Genomic DNA, 26285 nt, shown 5'->3' with positions numbered 1-26285 from the left:
TTAATTAAAAATATATTATCGGTTTTATCTCTTCTACTTACTTTCAGCTTGAACATACACCCATGCAGATAGGCCTGAAGCCAATTTTACTTGAATTCGTTTATAATCTTTTACTTCATACTCATCTGCTCTTTCTAGCTCCTCTTTACTTACATCAAAAACCAGTCCCCCTACACTGTCTGTAGGCCTTCCTGTAAAAGAAATTATAGGATGTTCATTTTCACCGCTTGTAGCAATAACGCTAGCTTCTTATATCTTTATTTTAGATAGACCAAACCCTGGAAGGCAATCCTCTACTCCATATAATTTTCGTCCAAAATTGTTTAACTGCACTGCTTCATAGCGTAAGGTTCCGTATGAAAATAGTTTTTCAGTATGCATCATAATTTCCATCTTGCTATAATATTTCACTGATTATCCAAATTTTATTATTTATTACAAGCCAAAATCACTCGGAAATTTTCAAAAAATATGCTTTATTTGTATTATAACTATCACAACGCACTATCTAAGGACAAAATAATGCGATTTCCAAGCACATTTATTAGATTAACTTTTCTAATATTTTTATCATCTGCTGAAGCAAAAGAACCATCAATTTATAGCCAATATATAGGGATTACTCATCATCTTTCGAAATCAGATCTGTCTGTGTATATTGATCAAAACAAAATATTGAAAAATAGTTCCAAACTACAGAAAAAAGGAATAATTGACAGAAATCTCACAAATACTGAAATAAGCTTTTATGATACGCAACTAGCGGCCATAGCTTCAATCCCATATGTAACTCAGGTGATTAAAAATCTCTATGATTTAAACAATAAAAAGGACCAAATTCATATTATCTCTTATTTGCTTACTACAGATTTATACGGTAATAAAATTAAATCCTTTTGTTATTCATTTAATTTTAATCGCCAACTGTATCAAAAAATAAATTGGAAGAATTTTCAGTCCAACAATATCGTAAAAATTGCTCCTGATTTTACCGTTTCTGAGCAGTGCAAAGCTCTCGAAGAAACAAGTCCGCTAAGTATTTAATGATAACAAGTACTTGGCTCTTTAGGTATTCGAATCCTCTAAGCTGTATTCATCAATAGCTAACAATATCTTTTCCTCAAGCGCTTTAGCCTTTTCCAAAGGTTTGTTCACTCCATTGATAATAATAGAGAAAATGTATGTTTTCTCATTTGGATTTACCATAAAACCAGATAAAGACGAAATATCATGCATTGATCCGGTTTTTGCATATACTTTTTTATCCAATATCGTTTTTTTCATTCTCTCTTTTAACGTACCTGAAACACCTGCTTGAGGTAATGCATGTAAAAGAATAGATTGAATGCCTTTGTCATCATATAGATCAGAAAGCAACAGGACTATTTGCTCTGGAGTGACTAAATTATAGCGAGTGCCTTCACCATCAACGAGCTCAATCTGAGACATATCAAGATGAGTATGTTCAGATAGTACTTTTTTTATTGCAAAAGCACCTTCTTTATGAGTCCCTTTCCCTGTTAACGAATACCCCAATTTTTTAGTAAGACTATTTGCATAAAGGTTATCTGATTGTTGCAACATATGAGTAATTAACTTATCTAGACTCTTTGAATGAAAACTCATAACCTTTTGAGCATCCGCTGGAGAAAGACCTGAGGTTATTTCTCCCTTCAGGACAATACCATTTTTACCCAGTATTTTTTTAATATTTTGTTTGACTAACAATATGGGATCGGGAATTGCAAGCTCAATAAGTTTTGGATTTTTATCTTGGATCATGCAACCAAATATACGAATTGTATTGTCAGGTTTAATTTCAAGATTCAAACTGCAATGTCCCTTCTCCTCCTCTTTACTCACTGTTATCACTTGATTGATGAGTTTAAGGGCATTTGGCGTTGTTTTAGCTTTAATTTGTGCAGGTTTTCCTAGCTGTTTTGCACTGATTAAATCGAATGATACTTTATTTTCATTTAATATTACTGCCGTATCGGGAGCAGCATAATACCATCCAAGATCATCATATGAAGTTCCACTTGGATAATTTGGAGCTTGATATTGAGAACTATCAATAATTATATTTCCGTTGATTGTACTTATATGATTCTTTTTAAAGCTTAACAATAGCTCAGTTAAATTCTTTTGAGTAAAAGAAGGCGAGCCAGTGAATTTAATGTAATAATTTTGATCTTTCTGAAACAGTGTCGTTGCAAAACGAAAATCCGGCTTTAATTGGTAAAGGGCTGCAGCAGCGGTGAACAGCTTCATACTGCTAGCTGGGGATAATAATTTATCTGCGTTTCTTCTATATATAACTTTACCTGTCTGTGCATCTTTAACAAACACACCAATAGTCGCATGGGGTAACTGTTGTTTAATAATCTCATCTATTTTTTCTGCAAGCGTTTGTGAGTTTGCAGCTTGGTTGAAGAGAATAGCTGCTAAAAAACATAAACAGTTAGAATAGCGCACTCAATTAATCCTCATGAAATACATAAAGTATAGCTTTACCGATTCAAGGCTTAAGTGCAAGCCCCTTAGGTAAAGTTTTTGCTACAAAGATTCATTACTTCCTGCTATCAGTCCTAAAATAACTCATACCATCATCTTATCTTTCAAAATACACACTGACTCCTCGGATAAGGAGGGTACATGTTCATGGTCTGCAGGGATTAATAATTTTTGTGATGAATAAAGAATAAAAATACTTAAGGGAAAAAGACTGAATAAATCAAAAGGAAATTTTAAAATGCCTATACCCCCGAAAGCACCTAGATAAGATACGACAAAGATAGCCACCATATAAAATAAAAACCAATAAAAAGCAGAACTATTATCCAAAGAATTTTGACGATGATAAACACAATAAATAAGAATTCCAATAAACAAGGCAATATCAAGTTTCCATATGATCGAAAACCCACACCAATAAAGCATTAAATTACAAAAATAAAAAGCAAGATGTGAACAAATTAACGCACCAGATAGTCTAAAAGGTCGATGGGTTTGCGGTTGTAATTTGCGCATTGCCAAAAGACATATAGGCCCTATGCTGTAAGATAAAATACTCGCAGAGGACAGAAAAGCAACGAGTTTTTGCCAACCGGGAAATGGCAGGAAAGAAAACATACCTACCAGTAAATTTGCATAGAGAGTAACATAAGGTATTTTATGACGGTTTACCTTTAAAAATATTTTAGGCAAATGAGCATTTAATGCCATTCCATATAAAATGCGTGATGTTGCTGCGGTATAAACCAACGTTGTACCAAAAGGGGAAAATGCAGCATCGATCATAAGTAACGTCGCAACAATACCAAGCCCTAATAGCAATGTTAACCCGACCAATGGCCCACTATCCCCTGGATAACTAAGTGCATGCCAGCCATGGCTTAAATATTTCTGGGGAACCGCAGCAATGAAACTAAGCTCCAACATGAAATATAAAACAAAACCAATTAATACCGCTCCTAAAATAGCAATAGGGATATTACGTTGAGGATTTTTAACCTCTCCTGCAAGAATTAACCCATTTTGGAAGCCAGTAAAGGCAAATGCGATTCCACCAGCAGATAATGCGGTAAAGATATTCACCCAACTTTCTTTATCCGATAAATTGATTGTTACATTACTGAATGAGGGAGATACATGAAGCAATGAAACAATAGCAATGGTGGGCAAAATAAATTTAATAATACTTGCGTATTTATTACATTCAGCAAGAAATTTAATACCATATGAATTTAACATCACTACAAAAAGCATAATTGCTATAGCAGCTATATAACCGTAGCTTGACAGCTTAAATGTCGATGGGTCATTAGCAATTAGTATGGGAAAAAAATGACTTGAGTACTGTAGAATTGCCTGTATTTCTATTGGAGTCATGACAACATAAGAAAGCCAGGATGTCCATGCAAATAAAAAACCGACCTCTTTTCCATGGGTAAAAGTTGGATAATTTGACATACCTCCCGAAATTGGGAACATAGTTCCAAGTTCACATAGAGGTAATGCGATAAATAGCATGAAGATAGTGGCAATAATCCAAGAAATTAATGCATTACTGCCTGCCATTTGTGCACTAATAAACGGGCTAAACAACCATCCGGATCCAATCATTCCTCCGGCAGAAGCAATAAGAATATTAGTTGCTGAAATATCACGTTTGAGCATAATGGCATCCTTTTATGGCAAAAACATTAAAGTACGATGACAATTCCCTTTAGTTAATGGTAGTGCGATAACGCTACAGCTAGAAAATTTAGCAGAATATCCCAGATTCTACTATTAGGCCCAGGCTATAAAGGCTTAAGTTGATGTGCATAACTTTTGAGCTGCAACTTAAGTAAATTTTTATATATAAAACAAGTAGCCTGATTGTTTGCAACCAGTAGAACTATGATGCATCATAAACGCAGACAACTCTCACTGATACCTAATTTTAAGCTTGCACTGTAACAGTGTAACACAGAAACTTATTGATTATACACACTGCTGAGAAAGTACTAAGCCGCCGAACAGTTAGATTTGATTTCGAGTAAAGAATTCCTGATTTGTCTCTTCAACGATATTTACGCTCTATAAATCCAATTTCTTCAATGATCTTTTCATTGCTGTCATTTAACGAGGTATTAAACCACGCATCCAGGATCTCTTTTGCTAAGTCCTGAGTTAACAACCGATTTGATAAGGCCAACACATTTGCGCTATTCCAAACTCTTGCTCCTCGTGTTGTTTGTGCATCTGTACATAAGGCGGCTCTTATTCCTGGAATTTTATTCGCAACGATAGAGATACCCGTACCCGTCCAACAAAAAAAAATTCCTTCATCACACATCCCACTTTTGATTGCTTCAGCAGCAACTCGAGCAGTTTCAACCCATGATTCTGTGTGTCTCGATTTAAGGGCACCAAATAGAATAACCTGATGACCCAAATGCTCCACTTCTTGAATAACAAAATCATTTACAGGATAAAGCTCATCGCTGCATACCGCAATCTTCATTTAAAACACCCTCATATATTTAGATAAAATAATAATTCATCCTGCACTCACTGAAAAATACTTTAAACTTATTGCTTTTTCCGTTGCATAATTTGCGAAAAAAACTCTGGTTTATTTAGTCCTATAGATGCAAAAATTTGCGGGACTCTATCCCATGCCCCTTCTTGCTCAATACTTGCAACAACTAGTTCAAATCCAGTCTTTTTATCAACATCTAAACCCCAACCATTAATAAAACAGAGCCCTCGTAAACGCTTGGCAACAACATGCCCGAGTGCAATTGCAGCTGACAAATAAGCATGAGCTTCCTCGAAAAGCTGATTACATTTCTTCAGATTCGATTCACTTTTAAAAATCCCTTCATGTTCCAAATTTTGTCTGAATTTTGCTTCTTCAAGAATCATTTGACCTAATTGATAATTTGCCTCCGGGTCATCAAGAGCAGCTGCTGCTCTGTAGCATTCCATATACATTACCTGAGCAAAAGGAAATTTCTTTTTGCCAATCAGCTTGCGATAAATTGACGCGAGCTCATAATAATATGAAATTTCTTTTTTGAGTACTTCATCACCAGGTTGATTACTCACCCGATTAGCCTGCATTGCTTTTATTCTCTTAACAATTCGTCTGATTTGCCAACGTTTTAAATAAGCCATAATGAGTCCTACCATCTTCTATTAAGATTGAATAAGATATTGAAATAAGAAAATTAGAAAAACAAAAAGAATCATTAAGCCTAGAATTTTTAAAGAAAAAAATATTGATTCTTGTCTTACGATTCTTTTTTCTTGATTATAGAGATTTCCTTGATTCTCCTCGCTTTTTTGTTCTGCTTTGTATATTTGATTATCAATGTAATTTGAAACTACGTATGAAATAAGACCAGTAACAATACCCGGGATAAAAAAGATGAGCCAAACAATTACTTTGCTAGCCTCTATACTGTAATTATATTCCTCTTGAAATAAATTCAAAAGCGCTAAAATAAAATAGGGAACATTATAATTTAGATCCCAAATAAAAAACGGGATAATGTATAAACTAAAAACAAATAATCCAAGGCCAAGCAATAAGCAAATCATCCCTAAGATATAAAGCTTTTGATTATGACTAAATCGATCCTGTTCCATATTTACCTTTAAAACATTTACTTCCCATTAATTGTAAGATAGCAGATAGATGCAAATAAGTACACTTACTAGTTATATTAACTAATTCATTTTAAAATGGATTATACTCATTTACTTTAAATTAAGGGTATCTCATGAAACGTTATGTTTTTATGATTTCGGATGGCACAGGAATCACTGCTGAAACCTTAGGCCATAGTCTAATCACCCAATTCGAAAATATAAAATTCGAACGACTCACTATTCCCTATGTTGATTCCTTAAAAAAAGCGGAACAAGTTGTTCAGCAGATTGATAAAGCTTGTCATGAACAAGGAGTTAAGCCATTAGTATTTATGACTTTAATTGATCCTGAAATTAGAGCTTATTTGAAAAAAGCGAATGCTTGCGTATTCGATTTATTCAGTACTTTTATTGGTCCTATGGAAGAGGAGCTTCATGAAAAATCTTCTTATACCGTTGGGAGAACTCATGGAGTTGTCAATAACAAACTTTATTTACATCGACTTGAAGCAATTGATTTTGCATTGTCTCATGATGATGGTATTAAACCTCGTGGATATGATAAAGCAGATATCATTCTTATCGGGGTTTCACGTTGTGGAAAAACACCCAGCTGTTTATATATGGCTTTACAGTATGGAGTTTTAGCTGCAAATTATCCATTCACCGAAGAAGAAATGATTGGTTTTAAGTTGCCTGAAATACTAAGGCCGTATAAGAATAAACTCTTTGGATTAACTATTGATCCACGACGTTTACAACAAATCAGAGCTGAACGCAGACCAAATAGTAAATACGCTTCTCCCGAACAATGTCGACTGGAGGTAACGGAAGTTGAAGCAATGTACCACAAGGAAAAAATTCCATATGTTAATTCAACCAAATATTCTATTGAGGAAATATCTACCAAAATCCTTGCTGCCTCTGGAATACAACGTAAATTCTAATTTTGATAAATTAGATAGCTGGGTTATTTTACAGAACTAGGGAAGTCTGCATTGCAATCGTATCGACTGTCATTGGCTATAAAAGTTTTACAACTTTGATTAATCGTATATTTCGTGGTAGTAGCATCTGGTACGTCTGTATTTTGCTTGGAATACATCTGCCAAATGATTACCCCATCGCTTTCTTTTTGTTGTTGAAGTATTTGATCGACCAATTGATTTGTAAGCTGTAATTGGCCATTAACATTTTTGGGGTAACCGGGTTGGTTCACTTCAAATCCAAATTGGATTTTGGATTTAATATGATATTTTGCGGGTAGAAAAGTGACTTTACCAATATTATCGACTGTCAAAAGAGGCTTACTGACATCATCTGATTTGAGCCAGTTTAAATAATCTTTCATATAAACACTAACCTGTCCTGGTAAATCTAAAGGTCCGTTTGCATAGGGGGCGCATAAAGCTTGATTATCACCACACAGATCATAGGTCATTAGTCCTAAACTATCAAAACGAGAAACAATTGGTTCATCATAACTAGCCAAATTATACCATAAACCTTTTAAATTACCTTTCCACCAAAGACCTCCTTTTGTGTATATATCAGGTAATCTATCATTAAATACAAAACCAGTTATTGGACGAGCTCCAACTGGTGGAGCTGCTGCAGCGAATTTAAGATATTTTGCGCCAGGAGCATCAATCATTGCATGTAAAATGGCATCTACCTTTTCCACTGTCCTTGGCATAACAAAAGAAGAGCCCGATCCAGTAGCATATTTCATTAAATTATTATAGCTCGGCCCCCCTTCTTTAATAATCGTGTTCGCAATATCTATTGACCATTCACCGCTTCCGCTCGGACTCCAATTAATTGCGAACTTATCAGCATGCCAAAATTCCTCATAGTCAAAGTCAATTCCGTCTACACCTAAATCATCAGCTAGTTTAATTAAATTAGCATAACAAGTTTTTGCTATAGACGCCTGAGAGGGATCAGTTGGATCAGGAAACCAATCATAAAAATGATTTTTATCAAGTGAAGAAGGAGGACCACATACCTCTTTGTCTACATCAAAATTACAACTGTAATTCGAACCACCTACTGACAGAAAAGCTTGAATATGTTTTTCTTTAGATAATTTAATCGCTGTTTTTAAAGCCTGAAAAGCTTGTGCTCCTTTTCCATCATGATCCGTGTAATAGCCTAATATGCCAGTGGTCGCAAGGTTCCCGGATTGATAATCAATCAATGTTGGCCTAACAAATGAAAAAATAACACGATTAAAATTAGGTTTTTGAATTTTAGCTAAATCATTCACATATTTCTGCAATTGTTGCGGTGTATCAATAAGTAAATAGACAGAAACTATTTTCTCATTTTGATCAGAATAAGTACTCGTTGGTTCTGTATTTATAGACTTAGAAAATAACAAAAGAGAACAACTTAAAATCAATGCCACATATAATATAGAATTAAAAGAAGCTTTTTTTAAGTCCATCTTGACAATCCATAATAAATCCTTATTGATCAAATTATAATCACATATTAAGGATAAGCAAACTATAGAAATTGTCGTAGTTACATTGATGATATTCAATCATATAAGGTTAGTAATATTACCACCACTTTTTATCTAAGCATGGCTGAATAGCATCAATATAGATACTTGGGCGGGCAAAAAAATTCATAGATCCCAAAGTCTCTTTCTGACTCTCATGAAGTTAAGAGCATATTTACCCATTGTGAAAGAAATTCACCTTTTGCATAGTTCTAAGATTCTTTCCAAACTATGGATTGATAACTAATTAGACATGTATCTATGGATATATTGAAACAATTAAACTTTTATTAAGCATAGAGCAAAAAATAACGTTATTACGAGCCGAAGCGCGAGAATACAAAGTAGATAGGCCAAATCTTATGTACTATTTAGGGGCTGGTGAAATGTCAACAGACCCTAGTATTCGGTACCATTTTACTTGGTCTCTTTGTACCCTGAGCTTCGGCAAAATTGCTTTAAGCCATGAAAATCATTTTGCAACAACCCATAATTGCATGAAATCATCAACTTTCATGGCTGCAAGGGTATTTGTATCATTCATGATCTGAATAATTTTCTCTACATGATCGAGGGAAAATTGGGTGCTTAAATTCTTTTTAAATTTTGATAATAACACAGGAATACCCTCATCGCGTCGACGCTTATGACCAATCGGATACTCAACAGTGATCAAATCACTTTCACTACCATCTCTAAAAATCAATTTAATACTATTAGCAATTGAGCGTTTTTCTGGATCATGGTATTCACGAGAAAAACGTTCATTTTCCGTAACATGCATTTTAGCACGCAAAGCATCAATTCGAGGATCAGCAGCCACATCGTCTTCATAATGTTCCGCTTTTAAGTCCCCAAATAATAATCCTATAGCCACCATGTACTGCAAGCAATGATCTCGATCAGCAGGATTATGCAAAACCCCCTGTTTACTGATAATTCGAATTGCAGATTCATGAGTCACCAAATCAATTCTAGCTATATCATCAAATCGATGTTTTACAATTGGATGTAACTTAACAGCACATTCCACAGCAGTCTGAGCATGAAACTCAGCAGGATAGGAGAGCTTAAATAAAACATTTTCCATCACATAGCTGTCATAAGGGCGTTGAAACTTAAACGGTTTTTTGCCGAATAATACATCATAAAATCCCCATGTTGGTACAGTTAATGCACTTGGATAACCCATTTCTCCTGCTTTAGCAATTAATGCCAATCGTACAGCTCTTGATGTTGCATCTCCTGCAGCCCATGATTTTCGTGACCCCGCATTCGGTGCATGTCTATAAGTTCTTAGGCTTTGACCATCAACAAATACTTGTGACAATGTTCTCAACATCATATCTCTGTCTGCGCCTAAGAGTTGTGCTGCAACAGCTGCACTAGCAATTTTCACTAAAAATACATGATCTAAACCTACACGATTAAAACTATTTTCAAGAGCCAAACAACCTTGAATTTCATGTGCTTTAATCATAGCAGTTAGTACATCTTGCATTAATATGGGGGCTTTACCCTTGGAGCAATTTTCTCTGCACATATAGTCAGCAACTGCGAGTATGGCACCTAAATTATCAGACGGATGGCCCCATTCAGCAGCAAGCCAGGTATCATTGAAATCAAGCCAACGGATCATAGTTCCGATATTAAAAGCAGCTTGAACAGGATCTAATTCATAATCTGTGCCAGGAACACGTGCTCCACCAGGGAGTGTAGCCTCAGGAACTACTGGTCCTAACAGCTTCGTGCATTCAGAAAAATTTAAAGCAAGAATACCGCAGCCAAGAGTATCCATTAAACATAATCGTGCTGTTTCGTAAGCTAAAATACTATCAATTTTTTTGTTTAATACATAATCTGCGATATCAATCATTACCTGATCATAATCAGGCTTAATATTATCTTCAACATAACCGTGCATATTATCCTCTTATATATCACTATTCACTTAAGTACTAAATTCCGTAACGTGGAGCACAGTACAATAAATCTTTAATTGCTGATTGTCCGGAAATGCCGAAGTACATCTGCTCCGGCACTTTCCCACATCAGCATTCCATAAGGGCTGATCAAACTATTACCCCCTTTTATCTATTGGAATGAACTTTTGAGGTTCTGGTCCGGTATACTCAGAGGTTGGTCTTATAAGTTTATTATTTGCTCTTTGTTCAAATACATGTGCAGCCCATCCTGTAATACGAGACATTACAAAAATTGGTGTGAATAAGAAAGTAGGAATACCACAATAATGATATGCTGAGGCACTATAGAAATCCAGGTTAGGGAATAATTTCTTCTCATTCCACATCACCTCTTCGATTCGTTCTGAAATATGATACAACTGAAGATCGTTTTTCTCTTCGCCCAAACGAAATGACCATTTTTTAATAATATCAGAGCGAGGATCACTAGTTGTGTATACCCTATGACCAAATCCCATAATGAGCGCCTTGTTGAGCAGCATTTTTTTTAATTCAGTTTCAGCTTCGTCAGGACTCTTAAATCGCTCTATAAGCGCCATTGCTGCTTCGTTAGCACCACCGTGCAAAGGTCCGCGCAAGGTACCTATAGCACTTGTAATTGCTGAATAAAAATCAGCAAGCGTTGCAGCAGTCACACGTGCCGCAAAGGTTGATGCATTAAACTCATGCTCAGCATACAAGATCAAAGAGACATTCATCATCTGAGCTTCTATTTTGCTTGGTTTTTTATTATGCAGCAATGAGAGAAAATGTGCCCCTGTTGTTTGTTCCTCACTTAAACCTGATATCTCTTTATTTTGAAAGTGCCACGCATACCAATAGCACATCATTCCTGGGAACAAAGCTAACAAGCGATCAGCAATTTGGTGTTCTTGTGAGAACTGCTCTTCTGGCTCAATATTACCTAAAAATGAACACCCCGTTCTTAATACATCCATTGGATGAGCATTTTTGGGAATCAACTTAAGAATTGTTTTTAAATTTTCAGGTAATGCTCTAAGACTAAACAATCTTGCAGTATACTCAGTTAACTCCTTTTGAGTAGGCAATTTTCCATAGAGTAATAAATACGCGACTTCTTCAAAAGTAGCATATTCCGCTAAATCATCAATTGAATAACCTCTATAATTAAGACCTTTTCCTGCCAGCCCAACTGTACAAATTGCTGATTGACCAGCAACAACACCGGCTAAGCCGCCACTTTTAACACTCATGATCTTCCTCCATCAACTGGTCCAGTTTTTGTTCATATTGATAATAGCCGAGTACCTCATATAACTCTTCTCGTGTCTGCATTTTATCAAGTATGGATTTTTGTGTTCCATCGCTTAAAATCGCACGATATGTATTCAAGGCAGCTTGAGACATGGCTCTAAATGCACTTAAAGGATATAAAATTAAAGAGACACCCGCATCTTTAAGCTCTTCTCGGCTAAATAAAGGCGTTTTACCAAATTCTGTAATATTAGCCAGGACGGGTACTTGAATTCTTTGTGTGAAAAATTGATACTCTTCTAAGCGAGTCATCGCTTCCGGAAATATCATATCCGCACCAAGCTCGATACAAAATAAAGCCCTCTCAATTGCCGCATTCATTCCATCAACAGCATAAGCATCGGTTCTTGCCATAATCACAAAATCTGGATCTTGCCGTGCATCAACCGCTGATTTGATCCTGTCACCCATTTCTTTCATGGATACAATTGCTTTATTAGGCCTATGTCCACATCGTTTTGCCAGAACTTGATCTTCGATATGAATGGCAGCAACCCCTGTCTTTTCCATCAGTTTTACAGTTCGTGCAATATTAAAAGCATGCCCCCAACCAGTATCTACATCTACGAGTAGAGGTAAAGAACAAGCTTCGGTAATTCTACGGGCGTCTTCCAAAACTTGTGATAAATTAGTCATACCGAGATCGGGCAAACCGTATGAGGCATTCGCAACTCCGGCTCCGGAAAGGTAGATTGCTTGAGCGCCTGCAAATTGCGCGAGCATCGCAGAATAAGCATTCACCGTACCTAGTACAGGCAAGGGTTTGTTCTCTTTGATTATTTGTTTGAAATATTTGCCTTGAGAATCGGGCATCAACTGTCACTCCTTGATCCTTAAAGCATAGTATTATGCTCTAATGAGACCCTCATCTCAATCGATTTTAGCCTTAGCTCGAATTATATTTTTACGTAAAAAACGTACCGGAGATAAAGCATAATGCAAACTTCTTGGCAAAAAACTTAGTTCATTATTGATTAGAGAAGCTAACCACTCGGCACACAAAGGGATAGAGGTAAGCCCTCGCGAACCAAATCCAGCGCAAGCATATAACCCTGGATAATAAGGCCCTGCTTGTGGAATCCAGCATTTCGCGTTTGTTTCTAATCGTGCATATTGCTTAAGAAATTTTTCAGCATCAGCAATTTTTCCAACTATAGGAAGATAATCAGGTGTAGATGCTCTAATACCTGACCAGTGGCCTGTTACTGTATCAGACCATGATTTATTTAGCGAAAGTTGCTTTAGCTTCGTCAAATTAGTGTGATCGTCCTCATATTTGATCTTGGCTATAGAAGAATTTAATTCATATGTTGCGCCAATTTGATGCACATTATTTAGTGCAGGCAGTACATGCCCTTCAGCACATAGAGGTACTTTTAACTGAGCACTTTCTTGAGTCGAGGAAATTGCTGTCATTTGGCCACGAATAGGTTTGATGGGCAGATACTCCGTTTCTTTAAATGAGTTTATTTTATGGCCATTCGCTAAAATGAGCACATCCGTTTCCAGATTATTAACGATCCAACACTGATCAAATATTAAATCTGTTACTGATGTATTTGTAACCACTGAAATACCTTTTGTATTCGCCAAGAATTGGCATAGAGCAGGTGAGTTTATCCATCCTGAATGAGGGATAAATAATCCAGGATTTAGTAGTGACAATCCTGCCAACTCAGATGCCTGCTCTTTTTCTATTAACATGCCTAATTCAGGATAATGAAAAAGCCATGTGCGTAAACTATCTTGTGCTACTTTTTCCTTTTCATTATATGCAAGCAATAAAGCCCCGTTTAACTCCCCAATTTGGGTCTGATTTAAAATAACCTGATATGTGCGCACCGCATATAAAAATGCTGTTAACATAAATTGAGTAAGCGGGGCACTGTAAGCAGATAACTTCGGAAATAAAACAGCTTGCTGATTGGCTGATCCCCCATGACCTACTTTGTCAAATTCATCAATAATTGTTACTTTCCAACCTTTTTTTGCTAAGGAAAAGGCCGTAAAGCAACCAGCTAAACCCGCTCCGATAATAACTGCCGATTTCTTAATACATTTTTCGGGTTTACCTGTATGCCAAGGTGTATGTCGTTTTGTAGTTATTGGTTCTGGAAGATGGGTAAAAACACCACATATCATATGTCGCTTTGATCCAAATCCTTTTCTTTTTTCAATTATAAACCCATAGTGACTTAAACATTTTTTTACTGAACTTGCAGCAGTATAAGTTGCAAAAGTAGTATTCTCTTTCGATAACATAGCAATGACTTTTATTAATGAATCAGACCACATACTTCTATTTTTCGCTGGCGCAAAGCCATCAAGATACCATGCATCGATATAAGAAGTTCTCAATTCATGTTCGAGTTTCGATTCACCACAAATCAATAATTGTTCATAGCATTCAAATGCGTCACCAAGCATTAAAGTCAAGGTAACCCTACCTTCACAAAATGAAAGATGATGATATCCCGGAGTCAAAACAGGGTAATTAGCGATAAGTTGCTCTGCTTGTTTTGCTAATTGAGGCCAAAAAGCAAGACTTTTTATCAAGTCATCAATAGAAAGTGGGTGCTTTTCACAAGAGATGAAATGAAGTCGACATGAGGATGGAGCATATTGCTCCCATAAATGCCAACTTAAAAGAAAATTTAGACCAATTCCAAAACCAGTTTCACCAATGGTAAAAGTACTCTGAACATTCTTAGGAAATGACTGCCAACGCTGAATGAGATTGTTCCCCTGAACAAATACATGTAGGCTTTGTTCTATTCCTCCATCAGAAGAATGGTAGACATCATCATATTGAATTGAAATAGGCAGAGCTCCAGACCAATCAAGCTCTGCTTTTTTAATAGGTACAAAAAAATTACTCACATACAACTACTCGATTTGTAGTCATTGCTTTAGACTCTTGTAAATCAACGAGCTTTTTTTCTTGGAGTAATTCCCGTAATTTTGGAATTAAAATAAAAAGCACGATTGAAGAACCAATAGCAAATAACCCTAATATTAAAAACACATGGCTGTAACCACTATTTGTAAGTACAGGCGAAACACTATTTTGTCCAGCAATCATCAAATTTGAACTGTAGCTGGATAAGGTAGCCCCAACACCTGAATTTAACATCCACATCCCCATCATTACCCCTTGCAATGATGTGGGAGCTAAATAGCCTATCATAGCATAACCAATTGGTGAAATTAAAAGTTCGCCAATACTTTGTAAAATATAACTAAATACAATCCAACTTGGGCTAACCAAACCCTCATAATTAGCGTAGGCGATTCCTATAGGCAATATAGCAAAGGCAATCCCTATAAAGAGTAATGCCAAAGCAAACTGGGTAGGAATATTAATTTGCACGCCATTATTACGCATTTTATGTAACAATAAACCCAATAATGGGCCACCAATAACAATAGCAACTGTGTTAATGTTCTGAAACCATTGTGGTGGAATAATCCAACCGGCATATTCTCGCTGTACATTATGATCAATAAAAACAGTAAGCCCCATAGGTGCTATTTGATACAGCATCCAAAAAATTGTACCAACAATCATCAGCACAGCAAAAGCAACCATTTTATCCCTGGTTTCTTTGGTAGGTTGTTGTCTTGCAAGATAGAGTATAACCCCTAACATCACAACACCGGTAATTAATACTAATTTTTTGGCCCAGTCGGCATATTGCAACATTTGTCCCAAAAAGAAAGGTAGTATCAAAATCAGAAAAACACCTAACAAAATAGATTTTTTTTGGTGATTTTTATCTTTTTTTGAAAAAAGTGTTTCTCTATCTGCTAATTGCTGCCAACAATACAAACAAATAATTAACGCAACTAAATTTCCCAAACTGCTAAGCAAAAAAAGACGTTCATAATTTTGAGTCAGCTGGAATAGGCCACTTAAACTAAAGCCAACAAAAAAACCAATATTCATCCCCGCGTAATTCATAAGAAATGCCGTTTCACGGCGGGTATCCTCAGGAGAAAAGCGCTGAGTAAGCATACAGTTCAAACAAGTAACATTCAAACCAGAACCTGTTAAAAAAGCAGCCAAACCATAATATAAGAATGTTAAATTACTAAATGATAACAAAACACAACCGATCATTTGAGCCACCATTCCTGCACAGAATAAAGCTCGATTAGACAACAAGCGACCACCCCAAAAACCACCAAGCAAATGTAATCCGTAGTTAAAAGCAATAAAAACACCCATGATGCTATTGGCAGTGCTTGCTTGTAATCCAAGCTTTCCCATCATGAACAAAACCAATGTTGAATAAAGTACACTAAAACTTAAAGTAGATACTATCTGAATAAAAAATAAAGGGATAATCCCTTGTGGCATTGCTTTTAGGAATTCCTTTTTATTTGTCATTGTTGACGTCATGACTTTCCTTGTTAGCTCAAGAACATCTATGAATATGACATGTGAGAAAAATACTGTCTAGTATTTTAAAAATAAATTTTACGATCCATCACTCCTATCTCCACTGCCATTATGTTAAGACGCCATCCCAAGCAATTTAAGGGATGGTGGCTTAATGGACTTACTTTATTTAAGGGCAACTATCTATCTACTGCAAATGCTAAACAACACCATTACTGGGGATTATCTGGGCACCCTGCTTATTTCTCGACCTTGAAATATACTATTATTTCTTTAATTGGCTTAGCACCTCTTCAGCCGCCATTTGTGTTTTACCAATTTCCTTTTCACCATGCACAATTGAAACAAATCCAGCTTCATACATTGATGGAGCGAAGTATACCCCTTTTTCCAACATACCGTGGTAAAACTGTTTAAATAGTACCTCATTTGACGAGGCTACATCCGCATAATTGGCAATAGATGTTTTTTCTGTAAAACAAAAACCAAACATACCACCTAGGGATGCAGTAAATAATGGAATATTAAATGCATCTGCAACAGAAGCTAAAGCCCGTGTTAATGCTTGTGTTGTTTTACTTAATTTATCAAAAAACTCTGGCTTTTCAATTTCTGATAACGTAGCAAGACCAGCTGCCATTGCAAGTGGATTACCAGAAAGAGTACCTGCTTGATAGACTGGGCCCTCCGGAGCCAAAAATGACATAATTTCAGCCTTTCCGCCTAAAGCACCTACTGGCATCCCCCCGCCAATTACTTTACCTAAAGTAGTTAAATCAGGTGTGATATTAAATATACCTTGTGCACCAGTTAGCCCTACCCTAAATCCAGTCATAACTTCATCAAATATTAATAGAGATTCATACTTATCGCATAACTGACGCAAACCCGCTAAAAATAGGGGATCTGGCAAAACAAATCCCATATTTCCAGCTACTGGCTCAAGAATTACAGCAGCAATATCATCTGGAAAATTTTCGAATAATTGGGCAACTTGTTCCAGGTTATTAAAGTCTGCAGTCAAGGTATGTTCAGTAACACTTTGTGGAATTCCTGGAGTTGAAGGAATACCCAATGTCAGCAAACCTGAGCCCGCTTTTACCAACAAACCATCACTATGCCCGTGATAACAACCATTAAATTTAACGAATTTGTTTTTTTTGGTGAATCCTCTTGCTAACCGAATAGCTGTCATTGTTGCCTCAGTACCCGAATTCACCATGCGTATTTTTTCAATTGCGGGTATTAAAGAAATAATTTTTCCAGCCAATTCTACTTCAAGCTCAGTAGGTGCTCCAAAGCTCATTCCACTATAAAGCACTTTATTTACCGCCTCAATGACTGCCTGATGGCAATGCCCGAGGATTAATGGTCCCCAAGATCCTACATAGTCAATATAATCTCGGCCATCAACATCGATAAGATACGCCCCTTTTCCCTGCTTAAAGAAAATAGGGTCACCTCCGACCCCTTTAAAAGCACGTACAGGTGAGTTAACCCCACCTGGTATAAGCGTCTGGGCCTGGCGAAACAAGTCTATTGAACGCGACATAAAAACCTCCAAATATTTTGGAGTGTATGGTACAGCTATTCTAAAAAATTGCAAAATACGCAGATTGACTTTACATCTAAGCTTACACTAGATAAATTACACCCTTTTAACTGAGTGTCATTATGCAAGAATATAAAAAATACATTTGTGTTATTTGTGGCTTTATTTATGATGAAGCTGATGGTTGGCCAGAAGATGGTATCGCAGCTGGTACGCTATGGGATGATGTTCCTGAGAATTGGTTCTGTCCGGATTGCGGTGCGGGTAAGGAAGATTTTGAAATGGTTGAAATAGAATAGAAAGAAAAAATCGTAAGCATGCCATTTTTAACCCTACTCCCAAAATGAGCATGTTTACGAAATAATTAATGAAAAATGAATTACCATGCTTGTGGCTTTGCCACAACCAAAACAACAATACCAATCAATAATAAAGTCGGCAGTTCATTATAAATACGAAAAAAGCGTGCACTTTTTTTATTTTCATCTTCAGCAAATGCTTTGTAGTAATGGCCGCACAATAAATGATAAGCCCATAACACAACTACCAAGCCCAACTTGGCGTGCATCCAACCTTCTTTAAGGTAATATCCTGGATTATAACTGATAAGCCATAAACCTAATAGGGTGGTTAGAAGAGCAGCTGGCCAAGTAATGCCATAATAAAGCCTCCGTTCCATGATTTTAAATCGATTAAGGCTAATCACATCATGCGCGTCTGCATGATATACAAATAACCGTGGTAAATAAAACAAACCTGCAAACCAGGCAACCATTGCAATAATATGAAACGCTTTAACATACAGCATGCTTACTTTCCTGATGTTTTCTTATTTTTTTGACGTGAGTGTTTTAATAAATTCAACGACTCAACTGCTAAGGAGAATCCCATCGCGAAATATACATATCCTCGAGGCACATGGAAAGAAAAACCATCTGCTACGAGTATCATTCCTATTAAAATCAAATAACTCAGTGCAAGCATTTTAAGTGTAGGATACTTTTGAATAAATTCACTCACAATTTCACTGGCAAAAATCATAATGAGAATAGCACATGTAATTGCCACAGCCATTACCCAAAAACGCGAAGTTAAACCCACTGCAGTGAGTACACTGTCTAAAGAAAATATAATATCCATTATTGCAATTTGTAAGATAACCATGCCAAATGTTGCTTTAAAGGAGTGTATATTTTTCTTAGGTTCCAAGTGTTCTTCTGTAAAGTCATTATGAATTTCATCCGTTGCTTTCCAGATTAAAAATGCACCACCAAGCGTCAGAAATAAATCACGCAACGAAAAAGAAAATTGATCGATTGTGAATAATGGCTTAGTTAATTTAATCATATTTACAGCAAGAGCAAGTAACATGAGACGAGTAACCCAGGAAAACGTTAAGCCCCAACGTCTTGCTTTTTTTCTCTGATGAACAGGAAGCTTTTCTGATAAAATAGATAAAACGACCAAATTATCAATCCCTAAAACAATTTCTAATATAATTAAAACAATTAAACTCGTAATAACACCTAGAAAATCCATCAAATCCTCTAATATCTAAATTTAGCCTATGATATAATCTTAGCCTAAGATTTATAAAGGTAAATGATTCACTTTATTTATTTGCTTGGTTATAATAGGCATGTTCCGTCAATCTTTGTGAGATACTGAGATCATCAAGTTTATTAAAAAGCTGTTAAAAAGAAATAGGGCTCATGTTGCGCCTGTTGATTCTGCTTATATAATACCTAGAAACAAACATAACATATCGAAAACAGATATTAGTAGTAATGCGCTTAAAGTGCTTAACCGTTTAATAGGGGCAGGGTTTCAAGCATACATTGTGGGTGGTAGCGTTAGGGATTTATTACTCCATAAAGCGCCAAAAGACTTCGATGTCGCAACCAATGCAACACCAAATCAAGTCAAAAGCTTGTTTAGGAATGGTCGAATTATTGGTCGCCGCTTCAAATTAGTTCATATACTCTTTCACCGTGAAATCATCGAAGTGGCAACCTTCAGAAGCCATGTAGCTCTCGATGAAAATCAAGTCACAAATGAACGCGGAATGTTAGTTCGCGATAATGCCTATGGTTCTCTTGATGAAGATGCCTGGAGACGAGATTTCACCATTAATTCCCTTTACTATAACATTAACGACTCATCCATTATTGACTTTACGGGTGGAGTAAAAGACGTAGAAAAAAGGTTGATTCGTATGATTGGTGATCCAATTAAACGTTATCAAGAAGATCCTGTGCGAATGTTACGTGCCATTCGATTCAGTGCCAAATTAAATTTTAAGCTGGCCGCAGAAACAGCAGCCCCCTTCCCTGAAATTAGTCATCTCATTACCCATGTATCCAATTCTCGCTTGTTTGATGAAATGACTAAGTTATATCAATGTGGCAATGCAGAAACAGTACAAAAATTGCTCATTCAATATGGTTTATTTGGACATTTATTTCCCCAAACGCAAAAATTATTAGGTGGTGCTTACCCAATAAATGCATTATTAGCAATTGCACTTGAAAATACTGATACCCGTATTCGAGAAGATAAACCAGTGACCCCTGCATTTTTGTTTGCAGTTTTTTTATGGTTTCCAATGGTTGAACATTCAAAACAATTGCAAAGTACGGGCATTGACCCGCTTCCCTCTATAGAACAAGCGATGTCTTTTGTTATCTCAGAACAAAACCGGATCATTTCTATTCCTAAACGATACAGTCAAATTATTCGAGAAATTTGGTTATTACAATACCGTTTTTCAAAACGGCTAGGTGGTAGAGCATTTAATCTTCTGCAACATCCACGTTTTAGAGCGTCTTATGACTTTATGGCTCTACGCTCGTTAGCTGGAGATGAATCCATGGAGTTGGCACAATGGTGGACAACTTTTCAGGACGCTGATGAAGAAGAACAAGCAAAAATGGTTGCACAAATTACACCAGATTTCCCCAAACGTAAAAAGAGACGTCGAAAACCCCAAACAAGTGATGGTCAATGAATACCTGTTATTTAGGTTTAGGATCAAATCAGAAAAATCCCGAACGTCAACTTTACAAAGCAATCCAATCCATTAAAACATTACGGCTAACATCAGTGACGAAAATTTCATCATTTTACTGGAGTAAAGCCTGGGGATTAAAAAGCCAACAGAACTTCTGTAATGCAGTCATTGAAATAAGTACTCGTTTACCACCTCTACAGTTACTTAATGCCTGCCAACAAATTGAGAAAAAGCAAGGACGCGTCCGCAAAAAACGCTGGGGTCCAAGAATTATTGATATTGATATTCTTTATTATGAAAATCGAGTTATCCAATCAAAAATGCTCATTATTCCTCACCCATACATCCAATTTAGGGATTTTGTGTTAATTCCCCTAAGTGAAATAAATCCCAAACTGATATAAAGTTGTAGTTTGGATAAATCTTTGTTGCTCTACGTTAAGGATATTTCCATGTCTTAATGTCACATTGCTATCAAGATCATTCATGCCAATTTTTTCCATTTATGAAATAAAATAGGTACTTATAGTGTAGAATCAACTATAATTTGCAATAATAGATCCTTTGTGAGGTTATCATGTATAAAAATATTTTATTTGCTACGGATTTACTTGAAGAACATAATCATCTCACAGCAAAAGCAATTACTATCGCTCAACAATTTAATGCCAAGCTCTTTTTATTGCATGTCATTGAATTACCCGCCAGCTTCCAGCTTGCTCAAGGCCTTGGGTTTACAGAACTTGTAAATCCAACCAAAGATGACGCACAAACTGTTTTAGCTTTAATAGGTGAAAATTTTAATATTCCAATTGAACAACAATTTGTTGAAGTAGGCTCAGTTAAGGAACATATTTTTAATAAAGTAAAAGAGTTAAACTGTCAACTCATTATTTTAGGTAGCCATTCTTCTACACTTCACACATTTTTAGGGAGTACAGCGCACGCCACCGTAAATCATGCTCCATGTGATGTACTCACTTTACGGCTGTAACTTAAAACAGATCAGAAATATCAGGCGATTATTTATTTCGAACATGGTGTTGTTTGCGTATTAATATGCTGATCTTTTTCAACTTGAAACCACCATTGGTTAGACTCGTTTAACGACAGGCTTGTTTGTGTTAATTAACTTGATGAACTAAACTTATTTAGAGATTGATCTGTTACAAATCTTATTGTAATTTATTTGCACATCAACTTGGTTTTAATCGAGAGAGAATTTTAAGGATATAACTCTTCCCTTTATGTTGTGAGAAGCCGGATGGAACTACCTGGTTATAGTTAAATGATTGTTTAGAAATCAATTAAGGTTATTGTCATCTTGAAGTTTTATTCATGATGCAAGAGATTAGAGGTATCTAAAGATGAAACGCGAACAAGTGATTGAATCATTGGTAAAGCAATTTGCTGAAAATCTAAAAAACCTATCAGATGAAACGTTACAGGATGTCGAATCTGGCAAATTGGTAATCAGTTTGACCCCCGATGTTGGTAAGGAAGCAGGAGGTATGGCAAGATTAACAACAAAAACAACAACAAAATCAACACAGCTGATGAAGTAAGCAAATAAAGCAAGTCAATTTAGTACATTGATTAATAACTCCTGTTTTTGAACCAGACGTGTGTTTTGCACCTCTGGTTTTTTTTAACCTGACAAATTGCAAACACCATTATAAAAATACATAGTGTGATTTGTTGATGTCTTATTTTATAACTGGAGTTCATAACTTGACAGCATTAAAATTAATTATTTAAAGATTGGTGCGTTTGTATTAATTGACTTGGTGAACTAAACTTAACCCGGGGTGGATTAAATTTAATACATAATGTATTTATATTGTATTGTGAGTTGGCTTTTAATTGAGAAATAATTTTAAGGATATGGCTCTTTTTTTCTATTATGAGAAGCCAGATGGAACTTCTTGATCATGGTTATGAGTTTGTTTAGAGATTAACTAAAGTTGTTGGCATCTTGAAGTTTTATTCGTGATGCAAGAAATTAGAGGTATTTAAAGATGAAACGCGAACACATTATTGAATCGTTGGTAAATCAATTTGCTGAAAACATAAATAACTTATCCGATGAAACGTTACAGGATGTTGAATCCGGCAAATTGGTAATCAGTTTAACCCCCGATGTTGATAAAGAAGCTGGAGGCTGTGGAGGTCTAGCTGAAGATCCAGCACTACGTAGTGGAACTCTAACAAAATAGCATCAACAACTATTGCGGAAAGAGTAAAAACACTGAGGTAAGTTATTAATACCATTAAATGCGTCGGAAATAGAAAAAAATTTGTAGGATATTGACTTATTTTTGATGCAAGAGAATATGAGGTATTACAAGATAAAACGCGAACATATTATTGAATCATTAATAAATCAATTTACTGAAAATATAAAAAATTTATCTGATGAAACTTTGCATGATGTTGAATCAGGTAAATTGGTAATTAGTTTAACCCCAGTTGTTAGCAAAGAGCAGGAGGCAGAGCAGCAATGCTAAAAGCGGCTGAAACGGGTAAAAACTCCCTGAAGCAGCAGGCTCTGCTCTTGCCAGCATTAAACAAAGATGAGAAATCAAATAAATTCTCTTAGAACTCCTATTTTTGAACCAGATGTGGGTGATCCATATCTGGTTCCTTAAGTAATTAAAAAATTGCAAACATAAATAATAGATTCATAATGGGATGTTATATGATTCAACATTCTATAACTGACTCTCACAAATTCACGATATAAAAAATAATTATTTAATGATCGCTACGTTTGTATTAAATAACTTGGTGAACTAAACTTAATTTGTAGATGAGTCTAATTTGATCAGCGTGGCTTATTATTTGAGAAAGGATTTTAAGGATATGGCTTTTTTATTTATGGTATGAGAAGCCAGACGGAACACCATGTTATGGTCATTAGATAACTAGAAGTTGACTAAAGTTGTGAGCATCTTGAAGTTTTACTCCTGATGCAAGAAATTAGAGGTATTAAAAGATGAAACGCGAACAAATTATTGAATCATTGATAAATCAATTTACCGAAAATTTAAATAATTTACCCGATGAAACATTACAAAATGTCGAGTCCGGAAAACTCGTCATTAGTTTGACTCCTGATGTTGGTAATGAATCAGGAGGTAATGGACTCGCCCTTGCAAAAAGAGCTGCGGTCCCTGAATCTACAAAAGCCATGGCTTCCAAGGAAAGATTGATAAAGATCTAGGCTTATTTCTACTACACCAGACCGAGATATTTGAATAATACGCATCTCGGTCTATTTATTTTGTATCAAGCATGAGTTAATAGAATATTACAATTACTTTGTTCACCTTAGCATTCAACTACAAGCCCATTAACGGTACTGTATCCATTGGTTTCTAATTCCAGAAAAAATCACGCAGTTTATAACATATAAGTGCCATTGCACCCCGACTAGCCTGAGTTTCTGCGAGAGCATCCAGCATGAGAAAGGCATGGACGGTTGCTTCAAATCGAACCGACAAAACGGGAACACCTGCCTCAATAAGTTTATGTGCATAGGCCTCACATTCATCACGAGTTACATCGCATTCGGCGCTAATAATAAGTGTAGGAGGCAACCCGGAAAGTTGTTCTAGAGTAGCCTGGAGTGGTGATGCAGTAGGCTGGTTTCGTACATGAATATCAGGACAATAGAAATTCCAAAGACATTGAATTGCGTCAATAGAAAGAAAGTAACCCTCTGCAAATTCCTGATATGATGACTGGTCGAATGTTGCACTTGTAACAGGATAGAGAAGAAGCTGAAAACCAATTTTTGGTCCCTTACGCTCTTTTGCCAGAAGAGTTACTGCCGCAGCAATATTTCCCCCTGCACTTTCTCCAGCAATGGCTAACCGTGAAACATCGAGTTTGAGTTGATTTCCATGTTTCGCAATCCATTGGAGCACTGCATAAACTTCTTCGATCGGAATTGGGTATTGTCCTTCTGGCGCCCGTTGAAAATCCACAAAAATAAGAGCTGCACCGGTGCCATTCGTCAAAGCGCTTATCAAACGCTCATACATGGTGTAATCTCCTCGCACCCAACCGCCTCCATGTATATAAACTAAAACTGGTAAAATTTCGAGGATGCCTGGGGGACGGAGGATGTGTATGCTCACCTTACCATTTGGCCCCACTGGAAGCTCATGAGTTTCAGTATCTACCAATTCTTTATTCACAGAAGCCATTGTTTGCAAATGCTTAAAAGCATCCCTGGCTTGTTGGGGTGTAAGCTCATGAAATTTGGGGCCGGGCTGGCTATTCACTTGGTCTAAAAAAGCCTGAACTACAGGATCTATTACGGTTTTGGATTTCATCTAATGATCTATCCCAGATGTTGTCCCCCGGATAACCCGGGGGAAAGCATTATGATCTTATTTGTTCTGTTCATTAACAAACTTCATCAGCTCGTCATTGCATTTTTCCCACTCATCATAAAATAACCCATGTCCACTATTTTCAAAACGGATAAGCTTGGAACCTTTAATGCCCTTATGCATTGCTTCACCTAAGCCAAAAGGACAAACTCTATCGGCAGGAGCATGAAAAATAGCGGTTGGTACTTTAACTTTTTCTAAATTTTTACGTTGATCGGTATCCCTAAGAGCAATGATGCATTCCGCAGTTGCGTAGGGAGATGCTTCCATACCCATATTTTGCATCCAATCCGCAAATTTAGGACTGACAGAATCTTCTTTATGAAAAAAGAGCTTCCCAAAATTTTCCAATAACTGAGGCCTATCGGAATAACACAATTTGAGCAATTCATTACATTGGTCAATAGTTAAACCGTGAGGGTAATCTGAGCGTTGAGTCCAAATAGGTGCTGCGGCTCCAAGCAGTACCATCCCGGAAACTCGCTCGTTATGATGGCGTGCGCAATAGTTAATACATATCGCACCACCCATGGAATGACCTACGAGTGTTACATTATATAAATTTAGATGGCGTAAAACTTTTAAAATATCATCCGCAAAAACATCATAATTATACTCGCCCCAAGGTTTATCCGATTTTCCATAGCCCCTCATATCGATGCCAATGCAACGAAAGCCATGTTTCGGTATCTGTGTAAATTGATATTCATAACAGCGATGGTCAAAAGGCCAACCAGATATAAACACAATTGGTTTACCAGAACCCCAATCTTGTACAAAAACGCGAGTGCAAGCATCAACTTGTACATATTCCATATGTATCTCCTTGTTCATCAAATAGTTAATTTTAAATCCTAAATAAACTAGCTATTGTTAACTATAGATGTATTTTTTGGAAAATGTGGAAATCAGGGAGTCCTCCCTCATTTTTACTAGAAAAAGCCCCCTTTATTTCAGTTACTTAAATTATACTTTTAAATAATCAACTCAAGATTTGCTATCTATAGA

The 26285-nt window shown here is 36.3% G+C and carries 28 protein-coding genes; 10 read left to right on the top strand and 18 right to left on the bottom strand.

Features of this window, described 5'->3' with window-relative positions:
* Positions 1-33 precede the first annotated feature (33 nt).
* Both EKG34_RS18640 and EKG34_RS18855 read right to left on the bottom strand, forming a co-directional pair.
* A complete protein-coding gene (locus tag EKG34_RS18640) occupies positions 34-204 on the bottom strand; it encodes a gamma-glutamylcyclotransferase (RefSeq protein ID WP_223800133.1) in 171 nt (56 codons plus the stop codon).
* 45 nt (positions 205-249) lie between these two features.
* The gene (locus tag EKG34_RS18855; protein WP_263283332.1) at positions 250-384 is read right to left on the bottom strand and encodes a hypothetical protein; all 135 of its coding nucleotides are present in this window, start codon (positions 382-384) and stop codon (positions 250-252) included.
* A 138-nt stretch (positions 385-522) separates the two neighbouring features.
* On the opposite strand from EKG34_RS18855, the gene EKG34_RS12980 reads away from it, so the two are divergent.
* The gene (locus EKG34_RS12980) at positions 523-1044 is read left to right on the top strand and encodes a hypothetical protein (RefSeq protein ID WP_003631653.1); all 522 of its coding nucleotides are present in this window, start codon (positions 523-525) and stop codon (positions 1042-1044) included.
* 21 nt (positions 1045-1065) lie between these two features.
* On the opposite strand, the gene dacB is transcribed toward EKG34_RS12980, so the two are convergent.
* The 5 genes from dacB to EKG34_RS12955 form a co-directional block, all read right to left on the bottom strand.
* Positions 1066-2475 (bottom strand): D-alanyl-D-alanine carboxypeptidase/D-alanyl-D-alanine endopeptidase, encoded by a 1410-nt coding sequence (gene dacB, locus EKG34_RS12975; RefSeq protein WP_003631654.1) that lies wholly within the window; start codon positions 2473-2475, stop codon positions 1066-1068.
* Between the two features lie 123 nt (positions 2476-2598).
* On the bottom strand, positions 2599-4179 hold the full coding sequence (locus EKG34_RS12970; protein ID WP_003631655.1) for an APC family permease: 1581 nt from the start codon (positions 4177-4179) through the stop codon (positions 2599-2601).
* 388 nt (positions 4180-4567) lie between these two features.
* Positions 4568-5011: an RpiB/LacA/LacB family sugar-phosphate isomerase gene (locus EKG34_RS12965; protein ID WP_003631656.1), complete on the bottom strand. Its 444-nt coding sequence runs from the start codon at positions 5009-5011 to the stop codon at positions 4568-4570.
* Between the two features lie 68 nt (positions 5012-5079).
* Positions 5080-5667, bottom strand: coding sequence for an SEL1-like repeat protein (locus EKG34_RS12960; RefSeq protein ID WP_003631657.1), 588 nt, complete (start codon positions 5665-5667; stop codon positions 5080-5082).
* Between the two features lie 21 nt (positions 5668-5688).
* Positions 5689-6141, bottom strand: coding sequence for a hypothetical protein (locus EKG34_RS12955; RefSeq protein WP_003631658.1), 453 nt, complete (start codon positions 6139-6141; stop codon positions 5689-5691).
* Positions 6142-6275: 134 nt separating this feature from the next.
* Here EKG34_RS12955 and ppsR point away from each other — a divergent pair, with 134 nt between their 5' ends.
* Positions 6276-7091 carry a posphoenolpyruvate synthetase regulatory kinase/phosphorylase PpsR gene (ppsR, locus tag EKG34_RS12950; protein WP_003631659.1) on the top strand — a complete coding sequence of 272 codons (816 nt, stop codon included), beginning with the start codon at positions 6276-6278 and terminating at the stop codon, positions 7089-7091.
* 23 nt (positions 7092-7114) lie between these two features.
* On the opposite strand, the gene EKG34_RS12945 is transcribed toward ppsR, so the two are convergent.
* The 7 genes from EKG34_RS12945 to hemL form a co-directional block, all read right to left on the bottom strand.
* On the bottom strand, positions 7115-8593 hold the full coding sequence (locus EKG34_RS12945; RefSeq protein ID WP_003631660.1) for a glycosyl hydrolase family 18 protein: 1479 nt from the start codon (positions 8591-8593) through the stop codon (positions 7115-7117).
* Positions 8594-9125: 532 nt separating this feature from the next.
* Positions 9126-10577, bottom strand: coding sequence for a bifunctional 2-methylcitrate dehydratase/aconitate hydratase (locus EKG34_RS12940; protein WP_003631661.1), 1452 nt, complete (start codon positions 10575-10577; stop codon positions 9126-9128).
* 156 nt (positions 10578-10733) lie between these two features.
* A complete protein-coding gene (gene prpC, locus EKG34_RS12935; protein WP_003631662.1) occupies positions 10734-11852 on the bottom strand; it encodes a bifunctional 2-methylcitrate synthase/citrate synthase in 1119 nt (372 codons plus the stop codon).
* Positions 11842-12726 carry a methylisocitrate lyase gene (prpB, locus tag EKG34_RS12930; RefSeq protein WP_003631663.1) on the bottom strand — a complete coding sequence of 295 codons (885 nt, stop codon included), beginning with the start codon at positions 12724-12726 and terminating at the stop codon, positions 11842-11844. Before prpB ends, prpC begins: the two co-directional genes overlap by 11 nt.
* Positions 12727-12783: 57 nt before the next feature.
* Complete coding sequence (mnmC, locus tag EKG34_RS12925) at positions 12784-14793, bottom strand: bifunctional tRNA (5-methylaminomethyl-2-thiouridine)(34)-methyltransferase MnmC2/FAD-dependent 5-carboxymethylaminomethyl-2-thiouridine(34) oxidoreductase MnmC1 (RefSeq protein WP_012979086.1); 2010 nt, start codon at positions 14791-14793, stop codon at positions 12784-12786.
* Positions 14786-16273, bottom strand: a complete 1488-nt coding sequence (locus EKG34_RS12920) for a peptide MFS transporter (RefSeq protein WP_012979085.1) — start codon at positions 16271-16273, stop codon at positions 14786-14788. The genes mnmC and EKG34_RS12920 overlap by 8 nt, the downstream gene beginning before the upstream one ends.
* A 307-nt stretch (positions 16274-16580) precedes the next feature.
* Positions 16581-17867, bottom strand: coding sequence for a glutamate-1-semialdehyde 2,1-aminomutase (gene hemL / locus EKG34_RS12915; protein WP_003631668.1), 1287 nt, complete (start codon positions 17865-17867; stop codon positions 16581-16583).
* 122 nt (positions 17868-17989) lie between these two features.
* Here hemL and EKG34_RS12910 point away from each other — a divergent pair, with 122 nt between their 5' ends.
* Positions 17990-18166: a rubredoxin gene (locus EKG34_RS12910; RefSeq protein WP_003631669.1), complete on the top strand. Its 177-nt coding sequence runs from the start codon at positions 17990-17992 to the stop codon at positions 18164-18166.
* Positions 18167-18246: 80 nt separating this feature from the next.
* Here EKG34_RS12910 and hemJ read toward each other — a convergent pair whose 3' ends face one another.
* Positions 18247-18675: a protoporphyrinogen oxidase HemJ gene (gene hemJ / locus EKG34_RS12905; RefSeq protein ID WP_003631670.1), complete on the bottom strand. Its 429-nt coding sequence runs from the start codon at positions 18673-18675 to the stop codon at positions 18247-18249.
* Positions 18676-18677: 2 nt separating this feature from the next.
* A complete protein-coding gene (locus EKG34_RS12900) occupies positions 18678-19406 on the bottom strand; it encodes a TerC family protein (RefSeq protein WP_012979084.1) in 729 nt (242 codons plus the stop codon).
* 151 nt (positions 19407-19557) lie between these two features.
* Between EKG34_RS12900 and pcnB the strand changes: the two genes are divergently transcribed.
* The 7 genes from pcnB (at position 19558) to EKG34_RS12870 (ending at position 24100) form a co-directional block, all read left to right on the top strand.
* A complete protein-coding gene (gene pcnB / locus EKG34_RS12895; RefSeq protein WP_012979083.1) occupies positions 19558-20874 on the top strand; it encodes a polynucleotide adenylyltransferase PcnB in 1317 nt (438 codons plus the stop codon).
* Positions 20871-21281 (top strand): 2-amino-4-hydroxy-6-hydroxymethyldihydropteridine diphosphokinase, encoded by a 411-nt coding sequence (folK, locus tag EKG34_RS12890; protein ID WP_003631675.1) that lies wholly within the window; start codon positions 20871-20873, stop codon positions 21279-21281. Before pcnB ends, folK begins: the two co-directional genes overlap by 4 nt.
* Positions 21282-21454: 173 nt before the next feature.
* On the top strand, positions 21455-21871 hold the full coding sequence (locus EKG34_RS12885; protein WP_003631677.1) for a universal stress protein: 417 nt from the start codon (positions 21455-21457) through the stop codon (positions 21869-21871).
* A 373-nt stretch (positions 21872-22244) separates the two neighbouring features.
* The gene (locus EKG34_RS12880; RefSeq protein WP_003631678.1) at positions 22245-22442 is read left to right on the top strand and encodes a hypothetical protein; all 198 of its coding nucleotides are present in this window, start codon (positions 22245-22247) and stop codon (positions 22440-22442) included.
* 453 nt (positions 22443-22895) lie between these two features.
* Positions 22896-23093: a hypothetical protein gene (locus EKG34_RS12875; RefSeq protein WP_003631679.1), complete on the top strand. Its 198-nt coding sequence runs from the start codon at positions 22896-22898 to the stop codon at positions 23091-23093.
* Positions 23094-23210: 117 nt separating this feature from the next.
* Positions 23211-23384, top strand: coding sequence for a hypothetical protein (locus EKG34_RS18255; protein WP_003631680.1), 174 nt, complete (start codon positions 23211-23213; stop codon positions 23382-23384).
* 488 nt (positions 23385-23872) lie between these two features.
* A complete protein-coding gene (locus EKG34_RS12870) occupies positions 23873-24100 on the top strand; it encodes a hypothetical protein (protein ID WP_003631681.1) in 228 nt (75 codons plus the stop codon).
* Between the two features lie 154 nt (positions 24101-24254).
* Here the strand turns inward: EKG34_RS12870 and EKG34_RS12865 are convergent, their stop codons facing one another.
* The gene (locus EKG34_RS12865; RefSeq protein WP_003631682.1) at positions 24255-25217 is read right to left on the bottom strand and encodes an alpha/beta hydrolase; all 963 of its coding nucleotides are present in this window, start codon (positions 25215-25217) and stop codon (positions 24255-24257) included.
* Between the two features lie 57 nt (positions 25218-25274).
* Positions 25275-26093, bottom strand: coding sequence for an alpha/beta fold hydrolase (locus EKG34_RS12860; protein ID WP_003631684.1), 819 nt, complete (start codon positions 26091-26093; stop codon positions 25275-25277).
* Positions 26094-26285: the final 192 nt, after the last annotated feature.

The organism is Legionella longbeachae (assembly GCF_004283175.1).
GTDB lineage: Bacteria > Pseudomonadota > Gammaproteobacteria > Legionellales > Legionellaceae > Legionella > Legionella longbeachae.
The sequence above is the reverse complement of the archived record's forward strand: the minus strand, read 5'-3'. Positions and strand labels throughout refer to the sequence as shown.

What these genes read in the sequence shown, in the direction of transcription:
- EKG34_RS18855 (WP_263283332.1), bottom strand. Translation starts at nt 384, where the DNA reads ATGATGCATACTGAAAAACTATTTTCATACGGAACCTTACGCTATGAA.
- EKG34_RS12980 (WP_003631653.1), top strand. Translation starts at nt 523, where the DNA reads ATGCGATTTCCAAGCACATTTATTAGATTAACTTTTCTAATATTTTTA.
- EKG34_RS12970 (WP_003631655.1), bottom strand. Translation starts at nt 4,179, where the DNA reads ATGCTCAAACGTGATATTTCAGCAACTAATATTCTTATTGCTTCTGCC.
- EKG34_RS12965 (WP_003631656.1), bottom strand. Translation starts at nt 5,011, where the DNA reads ATGAAGATTGCGGTATGCAGCGATGAGCTTTATCCTGTAAATGATTTT.
- EKG34_RS12960 (WP_003631657.1), bottom strand. Translation starts at nt 5,667, where the DNA reads ATGGCTTATTTAAAACGTTGGCAAATCAGACGAATTGTTAAGAGAATA.
- EKG34_RS12955 (WP_003631658.1), bottom strand. Translation starts at nt 6,141, where the DNA reads ATGGAACAGGATCGATTTAGTCATAATCAAAAGCTTTATATCTTAGGG.
- ppsR (WP_003631659.1), top strand. Translation starts at nt 6,276, where the DNA reads ATGAAACGTTATGTTTTTATGATTTCGGATGGCACAGGAATCACTGCT.
- EKG34_RS12945 (WP_003631660.1), bottom strand. Translation starts at nt 8,593, where the DNA reads ATGGACTTAAAAAAAGCTTCTTTTAATTCTATATTATATGTGGCATTG.
- EKG34_RS12940 (WP_003631661.1), bottom strand. Translation starts at nt 10,577, where the DNA reads ATGCACGGTTATGTTGAAGATAATATTAAGCCTGATTATGATCAGGTA.
- prpC (WP_003631662.1), bottom strand. Translation starts at nt 11,852, where the DNA reads ATGAGTGTTAAAAGTGGCGGCTTAGCCGGTGTTGTTGCTGGTCAATCA.
- prpB (WP_003631663.1), bottom strand. Translation starts at nt 12,726, where the DNA reads ATGCCCGATTCTCAAGGCAAATATTTCAAACAAATAATCAAAGAGAAC.
- EKG34_RS12920 (WP_012979085.1), bottom strand. Translation starts at nt 16,273, where the DNA reads ATGCCACAAGGGATTATCCCTTTATTTTTTATTCAGATAGTATCTACT.
- hemL (WP_003631668.1), bottom strand. Translation starts at nt 17,867, where the DNA reads ATGTCGCGTTCAATAGACTTGTTTCGCCAGGCCCAGACGCTTATACCA.
- EKG34_RS12910 (WP_003631669.1), top strand. Translation starts at nt 17,990, where the DNA reads ATGCAAGAATATAAAAAATACATTTGTGTTATTTGTGGCTTTATTTAT.
- hemJ (WP_003631670.1), bottom strand. Translation starts at nt 18,675, where the DNA reads ATGCTGTATGTTAAAGCGTTTCATATTATTGCAATGGTTGCCTGGTTT.
- EKG34_RS12900 (WP_012979084.1), bottom strand. Translation starts at nt 19,406, where the DNA reads ATGGATTTTCTAGGTGTTATTACGAGTTTAATTGTTTTAATTATATTA.
- folK (WP_003631675.1), top strand. Translation starts at nt 20,871, where the DNA reads ATGAATACCTGTTATTTAGGTTTAGGATCAAATCAGAAAAATCCCGAA.
- EKG34_RS12885 (WP_003631677.1), top strand. Translation starts at nt 21,455, where the DNA reads ATGTATAAAAATATTTTATTTGCTACGGATTTACTTGAAGAACATAAT.
- EKG34_RS12880 (WP_003631678.1), top strand. Translation starts at nt 22,245, where the DNA reads ATGAAACGCGAACAAGTGATTGAATCATTGGTAAAGCAATTTGCTGAA.
- EKG34_RS12875 (WP_003631679.1), top strand. Translation starts at nt 22,896, where the DNA reads ATGAAACGCGAACACATTATTGAATCGTTGGTAAATCAATTTGCTGAA.
- EKG34_RS18255 (WP_003631680.1), top strand. Translation starts at nt 23,211, where the DNA reads ATGAGGTATTACAAGATAAAACGCGAACATATTATTGAATCATTAATA.
- EKG34_RS12870 (WP_003631681.1), top strand. Translation starts at nt 23,873, where the DNA reads ATGAAACGCGAACAAATTATTGAATCATTGATAAATCAATTTACCGAA.
- EKG34_RS12865 (WP_003631682.1), bottom strand. Translation starts at nt 25,217, where the DNA reads ATGAAATCCAAAACCGTAATAGATCCTGTAGTTCAGGCTTTTTTAGAC.
- EKG34_RS12860 (WP_003631684.1), bottom strand. Translation starts at nt 26,093, where the DNA reads ATGGAATATGTACAAGTTGATGCTTGCACTCGCGTTTTTGTACAAGAT.